Here is a 14201-nt window from a genome sequence, read left to right as displayed (position 1 = left end):
CGGGTCAGGGGGTGATGCGGCCGGTGACCTCGCCGAAGCCGACGACGGTCCCGTCCGGCCCCGGGGCGGTCGCGGTGACGGTCACCTCGTCGCCGTCCTCCAGGAAGGTCCGGGTCGTGCCGTCCGCGAGCTTGAGCGGGTTCTCGCCGTTCCAGGTCAGCTCGATCAGCGCGCCTCTGGTCTCCGGCTCCGGCCCGCTGATCGTGCCGGAGGCGAACAGGTCGCCGGTGCGCAGCGAGGCGCCGTTGACCGTCATGTGGGCGAGCTGTTGGGCGGCTGTCCAGTACATCGAGGCGAACGGCGGGCGGGAGATCCGGTGGCCGTTCAGCAGGACCTCCAGGGCGAGGTCCAGGCCCCAGTGCCGGTCGTCCGCGCGGTCGTCGAGGTAGGGGAGCAGTTCGACGTCACGGGCCGGCGCGGCGACCCGGGCGTGCTCGAGGGCGGCCAGCGGCACGATCCACGGCGAGACGGAGGTGGCGAAGGACTTGCCGAGGAACGGGCCGAGCGGCACGTACTCCCAGGCCTGGATGTCCCGCGCGGACCAGTCGTTGACCAGGCAGACGCCGAAGACGTGCTCGCGGAAGTCGTCCAGACCGACCGGCTCGCCCAGCGCCGAGGGCGCGCCGACGACGAAGCCGACCTCGGCCTCGATGTCCAGCCGACGGGTCGGCCCGAAGGACGGGACGGCGTCGGCCGGCGCCTTGCGCTGCCCCTGCGGGCGGCTCACCGGGGTGCCGGACACCACCACGGTGCCGGAGCGGCCGTGGTAACCGATCGGCAGGTGCTTCCAGTTGGGCGTCAGCGGCTCCGACCCGGGGCGGAAGATCCTCCCCAGGTTGGTGGCGTGGTGCTCGGAGGCGTAGAAGTCGACGTAGTCGGCGACCTCGAACGGCAGGTGCAGTGCCACCTCGGCGAGCGGCAGCAGCAGCGGGGAGAGCGCGTCCCGGTGGGCCTCGTCGGTCAGCCAGCGGGTCAGCGAGGCGCGGACCTCGGTCCACACCGGGCGGCCGGCCGCCAGCAGCGGGTTGAGCGAGTCCGCGTCGAGCAGGACGGAGGGCTCCCCGACGGCCCGGGCGGCGGCGCCCGCGTCGAGCACGAAGTCGCCGATCCGGACGCCGATCCGTCGCGTGCCCGGCCGGTCGGCCGCGGTGAAGACGCCGTACGGCAGGTTGTGCACGCCGAACGGCGAGTCGTTCGCGGGCGCGAGCCAGCTGCGGGGGGTGGTCAACGGTCCTCCTGGGACGTCAGGGCGGGCGACAGCAGGCCGAGGGCGGCCAGGTCGTCCAGGGGCTCGGCGATGCTACAGGTGCCGAACGCGGTGAACGAGTTGCGGATCACCGTCACCTGACGGTCGGTCAGTGAGCGGGCGGCCTCGGCGAGCGCCTCGCCGGAGCGCTCGGCCAGGATGTCGGCCGCCGCCTTCGGGTCGGTCTCCGCCGCCGCCAGGAGCACGTTCAGGAAGCCGTGGTGCTCGAAGCCGGTCGCCGGGTCGGTGTGCCGGACGGCGTGGTGCAGTCCGGCGGTGCACTTGTACGGCAGGCCGCGCTGCGCGCACCCGGTGAGGAAGCCGGCGAGCTCGGCCTCGTCCGGGAAGGCGCCGGCGACCACGCCGCCGGTGCGGAACTTGGCCCGGTACGGGCTGTCGACCAGGACGTCCAGGACCTCCTCCAGCCCGTCGCCGCGCAGCAGTTCGCGCGGCAGTTCGACGGCGGCCGGTACGTCCGGCGGCAGCAGCAGGTCGAGCGCGGCGACGGCCTCGCGGGCGTCCCGGGTGGCCAGTTCGACGCCGGCCACCAGGAACGGGGCGGCGGCGGTGAGGGCCGGGCCGAGCTCGGAGCTGCCCCCCGGCAGCACCAGGCCGACCCGGAGCCGGGAGCCGGTGCCGCCCACCGCGTGCGCCGCGGCGGCCAGTTCGCCCAGCCGGCCCGCCCCGCAGAGCAGCGGGCCGACGGCTTCGGCGTACCGGGCGGCGCGGTGCGCGAGGTGCGCGGGCACCGCCTCGGCGACGGGCAGGTTCCCGGGCGGGAACACCGCCGCGTCGTCGAACAGCCCCTGGAACAGCGGCGGGACGGCGGCCGCCCCGGCGGCGGTGGGGTCGGCGGGGGTGGTGCTCACGACTGCGGCCCCCGACCGGCCCAGGTCCAGGCGTAGTTCGGGTCCTCGCTCGCCCGGCCGCCCTCGCCCAGCTCCAGCGGGCGGAAGGTGTCCACCATCACCGCGAGCTCGTCGAAGAACTCCGCGCCGATCGACCGCTCGTACGCGCCCGGCTGCGGGCCGTGGGTGTGCCCGCCCGGGTGCAGCGAGATCGAACCCTGGGCGATGCCCGAACCCTTGCGCGCCGCGTAGTCGCCGCCGCAGTAGAACATCACCTCGTCGCTGTCCACGTTGGAGTGGTAGTAGGGCACCGGGATCGACAGCGGGTGGTAGTCCACCTTGCGGGGAACGAAGTTGCAGATCACGAACCCGTTGCCCTCGAACACCTGGTGGGCCGGCGGCGGCTGGTGGATCCGCCCGGTGATCGGTTCGTAGTCGCTGATGTTGAACGCGTACGGGTACAGGCAGCCGTCCCAGCCGACCACGTCGAACGGGTGGTGCGGCACGGTGTACCGGGTGCCCGCGATGCCGTTCGGACCGCGGTGCTTGACCAGGACGTCGACGTCCGTGCCGTCCACCAGCAGCGGACCGGACGGGGCGCGCAGGTCCCGCTCGCAGTACGGCGCGTGCTCCAGCAGCTGGCCGTACTTGGAGAGGAAGCGCTTGACCGGGGTGATGTGGCTGTTCGCCTCGATGCAGTAGGCGCGCAGCGGCTCGTCGCCGGTCGGCACCCAGCGGTGGGTGGTCGCCCGGGGGATGATCACGTAGTCGCCCCGGCCGACCTCCAGCGTGCCGAAGACCGTCTCCAGGGTGCCGGAGCCGGACTCCACGTACACGCACTCGTCGCCGAGCCCGTTGCGGTACAGCTCGCTCGGCGCCCCGGCGGCGACGTACGAGATCCGCACGTCGCCGTTGCCGAGGACGAGCCGGCGGCTGCCGACGACGTCCGCGGACTTCCACTCCTGGCCCGCGAACAGCTCGTGCAGCTTGAGGTGCCGGGGGAGCAGGGGGTGGTTGGCGACCGTCGACTGGTCGGGCAGCTCCCACGGGACCGCGTTCACGACGGCCGAGGGGATGCCCCGGTGGTAGAGCAGCGAGGAGTCCGAGGAGAACCCCTCCTCGCCCATCAACTCCTCGTAGTACAGCCCGCCCTCGGGTGTGCGGTGCTGGGTGTGCCGCTTGGGCGGGATGCTGCCCAGCTGCCGGTAGTACGCCATCGTCCCTGCTCCTCCCGGACCCTCCGGGGCCCAGACCTTCGTACGGCTCCAGCGGTGGCCGGTCGCCCGTGGGGCGGGCCGGTCTCAGAGGTTGCCGCGGGCGTCCTGCTCGCGCTCGATGGCCTCGAAGAGCGCCTTGAAGTTGCCCTTCCCGAAGCCCAGCGAACCATGCCGCTCGATGAACTCGTAGAAGACGGTCGGGCGGTCGCCGATGGGCTTGGTGAAGATCTGCAGCAGGTAGCCGTCCTCGTCGCGGTCGACCAGGATGCCGCGGCTCTTCAGCTCCTCGATCGGCACCCGGACGTGGCCGATCCGCTCGCGCAGCTCGGGGTCGTCGTAGTACGAGTCGGGGGTGTTGAGGAACTCGACGCCGCGCGAGCGCAGCACGTCGACGGTGGTGAGGATGTCGTTGGTGGCCAGCGCCATGTGCTGGCAGCCCGGGCCGGTGTAGAACTCCAGGTACTCGTCGATCTGCGACTTCTTCTTGGCGATGGCCGGCTCGTTGAGCGGGAACTTCACCCGGTGGTTGCCGCTGGCGACGACCTTGGACATCAGCGCGGAGTAGTCGGTGGCGATGTCGTCGCCCACGAACTCGGCCATGTTCACGAAGCCCATGACCTTGTTGTAGAAGGTGACCCACTCGTCCATCTTGCCGAGCTCGACGTTGCCGACCGCGTGGTCCAGCGCCTGGAACAGGCGGCGCGGCGAGCCCTCGGGGTGCTTCACCCGGCTCTGGGCGGCGATGTAGCCCGGCAGGTAGGGGCCGGTGTACCGGGAGCGGTCGACCAGGGTGTGGCGGGTCTCGCCGTAGGTGGCGATCGCGGCGCGGCGGACGGTGCCGTGCTCGTCGGAGACGTCGTTCGGCTCCTCCAGCACGGTGGCGCCCTGGGCGCGGGCGTGCGCGATGCACTTGTCGACGTCCGGCACCTCCATCGCCAGGTCGACGACGCCGTCGCCGTGGCGGCGGTGGTGGTCCAGCAGCGGGCTGTCCGGGGCGACGCCGCCCTTGATCACGAAGCGGCAGGAGCCGGAGCGCAGCACGTAGGCCTTGCGGTCGCGGCGGCCGGTCTCCGGGCCGGAGTAGGCGACCAGCTCCATGCCGAAGACGACCTGGTAGAACTGGGCCGTCTGGGTGGCGTTGCCGACCACGAACACGACGGCGTCCTGCGCGGTGACCGGGAACGGGTCGGTGGCGGGGTCGTGCTCGACGAGGCCGACGAGGCGGCGCAGCTGCTCGGCGTCGAGACCGGCCTCGCGCTCCTCGGGGGTCAGCTCAAGGGCGTGGGACTGCGGGGTCATCGGTCGTTCCTCCACATTGAGGCCTCGGCGTTGAGGCATCCGCTGGTGGCGGCCGCGCCGCTGGGTGGGTGGGCAAGGCTGCGCGGGCGGTTGAGCCGAGAGCTTGCTCCAGTCGGGGTGGTTGGGCAACAGGTCGGGTTTTCACTGTTCAATGTGTACAAGGTGATCAGGAAATCGCCGATCGGGCTGTGCAGAATGACCGGCCGATCGGCGAGGTTTCACGGGTTCTGCGTAACGGCCTCCGGCGGGTCCCCGGGGGCCTGCGGGTTCCCGGAGGCCCGCGGGCCCCCGCCGGAGTGCTCGACGAACCAGTCGCGGGCCAGCTCGGCGACCCGGTCCAGCGTGCCGGGCTCCTCGAACAGATGGCCGGCGTGCGGGACCACCGCCAGTTCACTCTCGCAGCGCAGGTGCTCGCGCGCCCGCCGGTTCAGGTCGATCACCTCGAGGTCCCGGCCGCCGACGACCAGCAGGGTCGGCGCGGTCACGGCGGCCAGCGTGCCGGGCCCGGCGAGGTCCGGCCGCCCGCCCCGGGAGACCACCGCGGCCACCCCGTCGCCGAGCCGGGCGGCCGTCCACAGTGCGGCGGCGGCGCCGGTGCTCGCGCCGAACAGAGCGAGGGGGAGGGGCGGGCCGACGGGCGGTGCCGCCGCCGGGTCCACGGGCAGGGCGCGGGCGACGTCGGTCAGCCGGGCGCCGAGCAGGGCGACGTCGAAGACCTTCCGCCGGTCCGGCGCCTCGTCCTCGGTGAGCAGGTCGAACAGGAAGGTGGCCAGCCCGGCGCGGTTCAGCTCCTCGGCCACCCGGCGGTTGCGCGGGCTGTGCCGGCCGCTGCCGCTGCCGTGGGCGAACACCACGATGCCGCGGGCGCCACCGGGGACGGTCAGCCGGCCGGTCAGCCGGACGCCGGCGGCGGGGAGGGTCAGCTCCCGGTCGGCGGCGGGTCCGGGTCCGGTGCCGGTCGCGGTGCCGGGAATGGTCACGGGTCCGGGTCCGGTGCCGGTGCCGGGTTCGGGTCCGGTGCCGGTCGCGGCTTCGGGGACGGGCCCGGCTTCGGCCTCGGCGAGCCGGCGCAGCACCTCGGCGTCCCCGGTCTGCGAGAAGTCGGCGTAGAACTCGCCGATCGCGAAGAACGGCGAGGGCGTGCCGACGCACACCAGCTCGTCCGCGACGTCGCCGAGCCGTTCCGTCCAGTCCTCCGGCGCCACCGGGACGGCGAGCACCACCCGCCGGGCGCCGCGCGCCCGCACGATCAGACAGGCGGCCCGCGCGGTCGAACCGGTCGCCACGCCGTCGTCGACCACGACCACCGTCCGCCCGTGCAGGTCGACCGGTGGCCGGTCACCCCGGTAGCGGCGGGCCCGGCGTTCCAGCTCGGCCCGTTCGCGGGCCTCGACGGCGGCCAGCTCCCCCGCGGTGACCCGCGCGGGGCGCAGCACCAGCTCGTTGAGCACCCGCACCCCGTCCTCGCCGATCGCGCCCATCCCCAGCTCCGGCTGCTCGGGGACGCCCAGCTTGCGGATGACGCAGATGTCCAGTGGTGCGGCGAGCGCGGCGGCCACCTCGGCGGCCACCGGCACCCCGCCGCGCGGCAGCGCGACCACCACGGTGCCGGGGTCGCGCAGGTGGGCGAGCCGGGCGGCCAGCCGGTGGCCGGCGTCGGTGCGGTCGGCGAAGTGGATGCGGGTGGCGGGCATGGGTGCGGCCTCTCCGTTCCACCGTACGTCGCCGGGGCGGCCGGACGGACCGCGGTCTCCCGGGGACCGGCCGTCCCCGGGACGCGACCGCACCCCGGACGGCCGGACCGGGGCGCGGTCCCGCCCGGGGCCGGGACGGGGATGGGGCCGTCCACCCGTGCAACCGGGACGGCGGGCGCGGCACCGTGGCGACAGCGGCCCGGCGGGCCCGTCCCTCGTCCGCCGGGCCCTCCCTCCGCGTTCCCCTGCGTCCCCCCGCGTCCGCCCGCATCCACCCGCGCCCGCCCTGCGCCGTCCCGTGCGGCCCGGGGAGCCGACCCGCTCGAAGGAGCCGACCCGTGAACGTCCCCCGAACCCAGCCCGGCCCCGCTCCCCTCGGGCCTCCCCCCACCCCGTCCGCCCCCGTCGCCGCCCCCGGAGGTCCCGGAGACCCCGGAGGTCCCGGCGGGCCGGGGCTCCGCTTCGTGCCCGGCCTGCTGGATCCGGGCAACCCGGCGCTCGCCGTGGCCGGCGGTCCGCCCGGACGCCGGCTCGTCGTGGTCGACGCCCGGGTGCACGAGCTGCACGGCCACCGGCTCCGCCACTACTTGGACACCCGGGGCGTCGACCACGAGACGCTGGTGCTGCCCGCGCACGGGCAGGTGAAGACCATGGACGCGGTGTTCCAGGTCGCCGACCGGATGGACTCCGTCGGGATCTCCCGCCGGGGCGCGCCGGTGCTGGCGGTCGGCGGCGGCGCGCTCGCCGAGGTGGTCGGGCTCGCCTGCACCCTCTACCGCCGTTCCACGCCGTTCGTGCGGGTCCCCACCACCCTGCACGGCCTGTTCGCCCATCGCCCCGAGGCCGAGACGCTGGTCGATCCGGCCTTCCTGGTCACTCTGGGGCGCCGCCATGTCGCCAGTGGTCTCGCCGAGGTGCTCAAGGTCGCGCTGATCGCGGACGCGGACCTGTTCGGGCTGCTGGAGCGACGCGGCCGGGACCTGCTCGACACCCGGTTCCAGGCCGCCGGCATCGGCGCGGCCGTGCTCGCGCGCGTCGTCGGAGCCACGGTCGGCGGTGGTACGGACGGCGGTGGTAGGGACGGCCGCGAGCGCCTGGGGCACTACGGGCACACGTTCAGTCCGACGGTGGAGACACGTGCACTGCCGGAGCTGCTGCACGGCGAGGCGGTCTGCGTCGACATGGCGCTGAGCACGGTGGTGGCCCGGCGCCGCGGCCTGGTCGACGAGGGGCAGGCCGAACGGATCCTCGGGCTGATGCGAAGGCTCGAACTCCCGCTCTGGCACCCGCTGCTGGAGTCGATCGCGCTCGGCGAGGCGCTCGCCGGCACCGTGCGCCGCCGCGTCGCGGGGCGGTGGCTGCCGCTGCCGTCCGGGATCGGCGCGGGGGTGCTCGTCGACGACCTGGGCGGGCGTGAACTCGTCGGCGCGGCGGGGTGGTTGCGCGCCTGGTCGGCGGTGACGGCCACGGGGTGCGCGCCGACGCTCGACGGCTGAAAGCGTTCGCCGACCGCCGCGCCCGACGCTGCCCGGCCCGCAGCTGCCGCGCCCGAGGCCCCCGCGCCCCACGGCCCGGGTGTCCCGCCCGGTGGGCAGGGCACGGACGGGCTCCGGGGCTCAGGCGCCCGGGGCGACGGGCAGGACACGCTGGGCCTCCGACCCCGAACGGGAGGAGGCCCCCATGCGTCGCAGCGCCCGGTTGGACCGGCGGATCCAGGCCGGTGCCGCGCACCTCACCCTCGCGGTCCGCGGCGACGAGCGCTCCTGGGGCGAACTGGGCGCGCGGATCGCCGAGTTCGAAGATCGGCGGTTCGTCCTCGTCACCGACGGAACCGCGCCCCCGGAGCAGCTCGCCCGGGTCCGCGCGCTCGCCGAGGCCCGGGCGCCCACCGTCCTGCACGAGGTCCGCGCGCAGGCCCCGCGCGAGGTCCGCGCGGGGCCCCTCCCCACCGACCCGGCCACCGGCGGCCGGACGGACGCCGGGACCCTCCCCGACGGCACGGTGATCGCGGTCGGAGGCGAACGCGCCTGCGCCGTCCCGGCCGCCGTCCGGGTGCCGACCGACCTCGCCGCCGCCTGCGGTCCAGCCCTCGCCCTGCACCGTCCGGTCCCGGCCGCGCTGGCCTGGGTCCGCTCCGACCTGCTCGCCGCCGGGCCCGCCGCGCGGACCAGGGCCGGGCTCGTCGCCGTCGTCCGGCACGTGCTCGCCGTCTGCCCGGCCCACGGCCCGGCGCTCGCGGGCCTGCTCACGCCCGCGGCCCGCCACGACGCCCGGACCCTGACCGCCCTGCTCGCCCTGTGCGCCGACGCCCGGGCCGCCCTGGTCTGCTTCGACCCGGACGAGACCGGCCCCGCCCTCGCCCTCGGCTACGGCCGCAGCCTCGCCGCCGCCGTGCGCGCGACCCCCGGTCCCGCGCCGGCGCCCGGCGACGCCGACGCCCTGGGCCTGCTGCTCGCCGCCGCGGTGGCGGCCCGGCTCGGGCTGTCCGCCGGCCCGTCCGGCCGGGCCCACCGGGATCTGCTCGCGCGCAACGGCTCCGCGACCGCCCTGCCCGCCGGGGCGGACCTCGACCGGCTCGCCGCCGCGGCCGTCGCCACCACCCGGCCCGGTCTGCTGCTCCTCGCCGACCTGGGACGTCCGTACTGCGTCGACGGACGGCTGCTGACCCCGGTGGACGGCGCGGTGCTGCGGGCCGCCGCGGGCGACCTGGCCGTCGGCGCCGCCCGGCCCGCCCGGGTCGCCGTCCCGCACAGCCGGGCTGCTGCCGGGACCGGCCCGGGCGCGGTGCCGAACCGGGGGGACGGGCACCCGGCCGCCGGCCGGGAGCAGGACGGGACCGCGTCCCCGTGCGGCCGGGACGGCAGGCGCAGCACCGTGGAGACCAGAAGCGGCCCAGCAGGGACCGCAGCTCAGCAGAAGGAGTTCCCGTCATGACGGGCACCGTCATCACCGACCTCCGCCGCCGCGGTGCCGTCGACCCGAGCCGGGTGCTGGCCGGACCGCTCCGTGCGGTCGGACTGCAGTGGCTCGACCCGGGGCGCAGCGTCGAGGTCGCCGCCGAGGGCGTCGAACGCGCCCTCTACATCACGGCCGGCTCCGGCACCGCGACGGTGCCCGAGGCCGGGACCGACGCGTCGACGGTCGCCGAATCCGCATTCCCGCTGGTCGAGGGCACCGCCCTGACCCTGCCGTTCGGCGCGCGCACCGTGCTCACGGCCGGCACCGCCGGGCTCGAGTACTTCCACGCGATCCTCGCGGTCGCGGGCCGCCCGGGCGGTGCCACCGCCCACCCGGCGGCCGGGCGCCCGACCACCGAGCAGCCGGTCACCGAGCAGCCGGTCGCCGAACGTCCGGTCGCCGAACGTCCGGTCACCGAGCACCCGACCACCAACGGCGCCCCGACCACCAACGGTGCCCCGACCACCAACGGTGCCCCGACCACCAACGGTGCCCCGACCACCAACGGTGCCCCGACCACCAACGGTGCCCCGGCCGCCGACACCCCCGACCGTCCCGAGACCCCGCCGAGCCCCGAAGGAGGCGACGCACGATGATCGTCACCACCGCCACGGCCGCGGCCACCGTCATCCTCGGCCCGAACGGCGAACGCGTCCGCGTCCGCTGCCTGGCGCGCCGGTCCATGCTCACCAGCGCCTGCGAGACCTTCGACCACCTGCGGCTCAGCCCCGGCGCGCACCACGCGCTGCCGGGGCGGTCCGACGGCGAGACCGTGCTGTTCGTGGTCCGGGGCTCGCTGCTGGTCGGCCGGACCGCCGACGAGCCGGACCACCTGGCCGTCGACGGCGATCTGCTGCTGGCGACCCGGGGCTGTCCGCTGCGGCTGGAGGCCGGCCCGCTCGGCGCCGAGGTGCTCTGCCTCGCGCTGGACGCGCCGCGCCGCACCACCGCGACCAGGAACTCGCTGGCCCGGCGCCGCGCCGAACGGCGCAGCCGGCCATGACGGCTCCCGCGGCGGTCCTGCCGCCCGGCCGCTCCGTTCCCCGACCGCCCCGTTCCCCGACCGCTCCGCTTTCCACCCGCTCCGCTTTCCGGCCACCGGCCCCCGCCACCCCGGCGGGGGCCGGTGGTTCGGTGTCGACGGTTCGCGTCCGCGGACCCGTCCTGGGACCGGAACAGGACGGCAGGCCCATGTGCCCGGGGCGCGCCGCCGACCAGAGTGGGGGGCGGAGCGGTCGATCGGTCGGACCGCTCGGGGAGAGAAAAGTCTGGAGCACCACTCATGGCAACGAACACGAGAACGAGGACGTTCGGCGTCGCCTCCGTAGTCGCCTGCATCGCCACCGCCACCGTGATCATCAGGAGCGCCGCCGGCGCGCTGGCCAAGGCGGCGGCGCCCGCCGACGGGACCACGGCCACCGAGCACCGCTGCAAGCCCGGCGAGAAGGACTGCAAGAACTGACCTCCGCCGTCCCGCCCCCGTCGCCCCCGTGCTCCCCGTGCCTCACCGCGCGGGGGGCACGGGGGCACGCGTGGGGCACCCGGCGGAACGTTCAGGCGCCGGGCCGGGGGCTGCGGAAGGGGTGGCGGGGGAGGACGGCGAGGACCCGGGTGCCGTTGGTGGGGAGGCTGCCGACGGTGCAGCGGCCGCCGATCTCGGCCGCGCGGTCCGACATCGACCGCAGCCCGACCCCGGCGGCCCGGTCCGGGTCCGCAGGTCCGGCGTCGCCCGGCTCGTTCGAGCCCGTGCCGGTGTCGGCAGTGCCAGCGTCGGCCGAGCCGGGGTCGGCCGAGCCGGGGTCGACCGGGCCCGGGTCACCGGGGCCCGGGTACTCGTCGGGCGCCTGGGGGTCGCCGAGGCCGATCCCGTCGTCCTGGACGGTCAGCACGAGGTTCTCCTCGTCCACCCGCAGGGCCACCTCGGCGTGCCGGGCGCGGGCGTGTCGGAGCACGTTGTTCAGCGCTTCGGCGGTGATCCGGTAGGCCGCCACCTCGACGGCGGCCGGCAGTTCCGGCAGCGGGTCCGGCCGCAGCGCGGTGCTGACGGCGAGGCCGTCGCCGCTGAACGTGGCCGCCAGGTGCTCGACGGCCCGGGTGAGGCCGAACTCGCCGAGCGGTGCGGGCCCGAGCCGGTCGGTGATCCGCCGCACCTCCTTGATCGTCAGCGCCAGGTCGTCGGAGATCCCCCGCAGCGTCAGGGCCAGCGCGTCGGTTCCTCTCCCGGAGGCCGGGCCGGCCGCGCCGCCCGCGCCGCCCGACCCGGCCGCAGTCGCCGCAGTCGCCGCAGTCCCGGCAGTGCCCGCGGCCCCGGCGGCCGAGGCCGCGTTGTCGACCCGCAGCCGCAGCCCCGCCAGCGCCGGTCCGAGCCCGTCGTGGATGTCCCGGCGCAGCCACCGCCGTTCCTCCTCCCGCGCCGCGACGATCTGTTCCCGGCCGGCCTGGAGGTCCTCCCGGAGCCGCAGCGAGGCGACGGCCGGCGAGGCCTGGTCCGCCAGCGAGCGCAGGATGTCGACGTCGCTGGGGTCGAGCCGCTCCTCGCCGGCCCGCAGTCCCACGGTCAGCTCCCCGATCGTCGTGCCGTGGTGGACCAGCGCGAAACCCTGGACCGGTCCGTCCAACCGCCCCACCGCGGCCAGCGGGCGACGCCCGGCCCTGGTGGTGACGGCCAGTGCCACACCCGGCAGCCGCAGTTCCTCGGCGACGGTGCCGCAGAGCGCGGACGGCAGCCGCTCCGGGTCGACGACCTGCCGGACCTGCCCGGCCAGGGTGCGGAGCACCTGGTAGGGCTGGGCGCGTTCGCCGTAGTAGAGCCGGTCCACGAGGCCCGTCGCCCGCCGGCCGGCCCGGGGCAGGCCCGCGCCCAGGGCGAGGAGCAGGGCGATCAGCAGCAGGGCGGCACCGCCGCGGCCGGGCACCAGCCAGCCCGAGAGCACGGTCGCGCAGACCACGAACACCACGGTGAGCCCGGCGGCGAGCAGCAGGCCGCCGAGCACGGACCGGGCGGCCCGGTCCAGCCGCCACCCGCCGTCGCGCACCACCAGGTACGCCACCGCGACCGCCCACACCGCGCCCGCCGCCGTGAACAGCGAGTAGCTCAGCCAGTACTCGTACTGGAACCGCCGGGTGTAGTAGTCCTGCATTCCGGCCCAGAGCAGGTAGGCGCCGAGCATGCCGGCCAGGTGGGCGCGGTGACGGGGCGCGCTCCGGCGGAGCAGCCGGACCAGCAGCACGGCGGCGGCGACACCGATCAGCAGGTAGTTGACCGGGTCGTAGAGGCGGTCGAGCTGGTCGGACACGGAGCCGAAGGCGTTCGCGACGGCGCTGTCGGCGAGCGGATTCGGCCGGCCGAACACGGTCGCGCGGTCCAGGAAGGACATGGTGTCCGGGAGCACCCACGCGGTGACGGCGCCGATGTACCACCACCACCTGCGACCGGTGAGCCGTCCGGCGGGCAGCCAGAGCGGCAGGACGTAGAACAGCGTCTGGCTGACCGTGTCGCACACCGCGCGCACCACGGCGGCAGCGCCGACGAGACCGGGGTCGGAGACCTCCACCCAGACGGGCGCGGCGGCCGCGCTCGGCAGCATCGACGTCAGCGCGTAGAGGAGCATCACCCAACCGAGTGGATTTCCCGGACGGTGGGCGTGCAGCAGCATGCCCGCGGCGGCGGTGGGCAGCGCGTAGACCAGGATGGCGAGCTGGTCGCGGGGGGCCTCCACCCCGGGCGCGTCCAGGTGGACCAGCACGTAGCAGCCCCAGAGGGCGGCGACCGCCAGGCAGAGCACGGTGAGCGCCGCGGCCCCGGTGAGCCGGCGCTGTGCGGGCGTCCGGCGCGGCGGGACCCCGGCGGGCGTGCGCGGCAGGGGCGGGAGAGGGGTCACCGTGGTCATGGCACCGCCTAGGGACGGGTGAGGGTGGGTCCACCGGGGGGCGGTCGCCGGGTCGGAGGCGTTCCCACCAGTCTCGGCCGCCCGTTGTCCCGGGCGCATGGGGCAGCGGTCTCGTTCGCCCGGCCGACCCGGCGGCCCCGGCGTCATGATCACGGAAAGTCACACCGGCATCGCTGGTAGTGTCGGCCGGGTGGATGAAGAGCAGCCCGCCGAAGACCCCCGCGCCGGGGGACCGCAACCGGACGAGGCGCCGTCGGCCGGACCCGTACGGGTCCTGATCGTCGACGACCACCCGTTGTTCCGGGAGGGGCTGCGGGCCGCCCTGGAGAGTGCCGAGGGCATCGTCGTCGTGGCCGAGGCCGAGCGCGTGGGCGACGTGCCGGAGGCGGTCGCCCGGCACCGTCCGGACATGGTGGTCATGGACCTCTCCCTGCCGGACGGCTCCGGGCTGGAGGCCACCCGCCGGCTCTCCGCCGACCGGCCGGCCCCGCCGGTGCTGATGCTCACCATGGCGGACGACGACGGGAGCCTGCTCGCCGCGCTCCAGGCGGGGGCCCGCGGCTACCTGGTGAAGGGCGCGGGCCGGGAGGAGGTGCTGCACGCGGTGCGGACGGTCGCGGCCGGTGGCGCGGTGTTCGGCGCGGACGTGGCGGAGCGGATCACCACCCTGCTGGCCGGCGCCCGGGTGCGGGAGGCCGGGCAGCTCTTCCCGGCGCTCACCGCCCGCGAGGCGGAGGTCCTCGACCTGGTGGCCCGGGGGCTGGACAACCGCCGGATCGCCCGCGAGCTGGTGGTCGCGGAGAAGACGGTGCGCAACCACGTCACCCACATCTTCGAGAAGCTGCACGTCGCCACCCGGGCGGAGGCCGTCGCCCGGGCCAGGGACATGGGCCTCGGCGACAGTTGACCCGCCGGCCCGCCGCCGCCCGTCGGGCCACCCGGCAGGCAGGCAGGCAGTTGCCGGGGCGGGTCGCGGGCCCGGGGACCGCCCGGCGGACCCGCGGGCCGACGGCCGCCCCGGGTACGGCCGGGACCGGGACCGGACCGCC

At 75.9% G+C, this 14201-nt stretch carries 12 protein-coding genes; 6 read left to right on the top strand and 6 right to left on the bottom strand.

What is annotated here, in order from left to right:
* Positions 1-4 precede the first annotated feature (4 nt).
* The 5 genes from fahA to ACIPYS_RS33050 all read right to left on the bottom strand — a co-directional run bounded on the left by fahA (position 5) and on the right by ACIPYS_RS33050 (position 6289).
* Positions 5-1228 (bottom strand): fumarylacetoacetase, encoded by a 1224-nt coding sequence (fahA, locus tag ACIPYS_RS33070; protein WP_400753174.1) that lies wholly within the window; start codon positions 1226-1228, stop codon positions 5-7.
* Positions 1225-2115, bottom strand: coding sequence for a hypothetical protein (locus ACIPYS_RS33065; RefSeq protein WP_400753171.1), 891 nt, complete (start codon positions 2113-2115; stop codon positions 1225-1227). Before ACIPYS_RS33065 ends, fahA begins: the two co-directional genes overlap by 4 nt.
* On the bottom strand, positions 2112-3311 hold the full coding sequence (locus ACIPYS_RS33060; protein WP_093859705.1) for a homogentisate 1,2-dioxygenase: 1200 nt from the start codon (positions 3309-3311) through the stop codon (positions 2112-2114). Before ACIPYS_RS33060 ends, ACIPYS_RS33065 begins: the two co-directional genes overlap by 4 nt.
* Positions 3312-3395: 84 nt before the next feature.
* Complete coding sequence (gene hppD, locus ACIPYS_RS33055; RefSeq protein ID WP_093859704.1) at positions 3396-4610, bottom strand: 4-hydroxyphenylpyruvate dioxygenase; 1215 nt, start codon at positions 4608-4610, stop codon at positions 3396-3398.
* A 218-nt stretch (positions 4611-4828) separates the two neighbouring features.
* Positions 4829-6289, bottom strand: coding sequence for a phosphoribosyltransferase family protein (locus tag ACIPYS_RS33050; protein WP_400753283.1), 1461 nt, complete (start codon positions 6287-6289; stop codon positions 4829-4831).
* A gap of 353 nt (positions 6290-6642) precedes the next feature.
* On the opposite strand from ACIPYS_RS33050, the gene ACIPYS_RS33045 reads away from it, so the two are divergent.
* The 5 genes from ACIPYS_RS33045 to ACIPYS_RS33025 all read left to right on the top strand — a co-directional run bounded on the left by ACIPYS_RS33045 (position 6643) and on the right by ACIPYS_RS33025 (position 10724).
* A complete protein-coding gene (locus ACIPYS_RS33045) occupies positions 6643-7800 on the top strand; it encodes a 2-epi-5-epi-valiolone synthase (protein ID WP_400753167.1) in 1158 nt (385 codons plus the stop codon).
* Between the two features lie 184 nt (positions 7801-7984).
* The gene (locus ACIPYS_RS33040; RefSeq protein WP_400753164.1) at positions 7985-9238 is read left to right on the top strand and encodes a hypothetical protein; all 1254 of its coding nucleotides are present in this window, start codon (positions 7985-7987) and stop codon (positions 9236-9238) included.
* Complete coding sequence (locus ACIPYS_RS33035) at positions 9235-9858, top strand: hypothetical protein (RefSeq protein WP_400753161.1); 624 nt, start codon at positions 9235-9237, stop codon at positions 9856-9858. Before ACIPYS_RS33040 ends, ACIPYS_RS33035 begins: the two co-directional genes overlap by 4 nt.
* Positions 9855-10265 carry a hypothetical protein gene (locus tag ACIPYS_RS33030; RefSeq protein ID WP_093859700.1) on the top strand — a complete coding sequence of 137 codons (411 nt, stop codon included), beginning with the start codon at positions 9855-9857 and terminating at the stop codon, positions 10263-10265. The genes ACIPYS_RS33035 and ACIPYS_RS33030 overlap by 4 nt, the downstream gene beginning before the upstream one ends.
* Positions 10266-10544: 279 nt before the next feature.
* Entirely contained in the window at positions 10545-10724 is a 180-nt protein-coding gene (locus ACIPYS_RS33025; protein ID WP_093859699.1) for a hypothetical protein, read from the top strand.
* Between the two features lie 91 nt (positions 10725-10815).
* Here ACIPYS_RS33025 and ACIPYS_RS33020 read toward each other — a convergent pair whose 3' ends face one another.
* Positions 10816-13152 carry an ATP-binding protein gene (locus ACIPYS_RS33020; protein WP_400753156.1) on the bottom strand — a complete coding sequence of 779 codons (2337 nt, stop codon included), beginning with the start codon at positions 13150-13152 and terminating at the stop codon, positions 10816-10818.
* Between the two features lie 274 nt (positions 13153-13426).
* Between ACIPYS_RS33020 and ACIPYS_RS33015 the strand changes: the two genes are divergently transcribed.
* Entirely contained in the window at positions 13427-14059 is a 633-nt protein-coding gene (locus ACIPYS_RS33015; protein WP_231978722.1) for a response regulator transcription factor, read from the top strand.
* Positions 14060-14201 lie beyond the last annotated feature (142 nt).

Source organism: Kitasatospora sp. NPDC089913 (assembly GCF_044748625.1).
Lineage (GTDB): Bacteria > Actinomycetota > Actinomycetes > Streptomycetales > Streptomycetaceae > Kitasatospora.
This window is presented reverse-complemented; position numbering and strand designations above follow the sequence as displayed.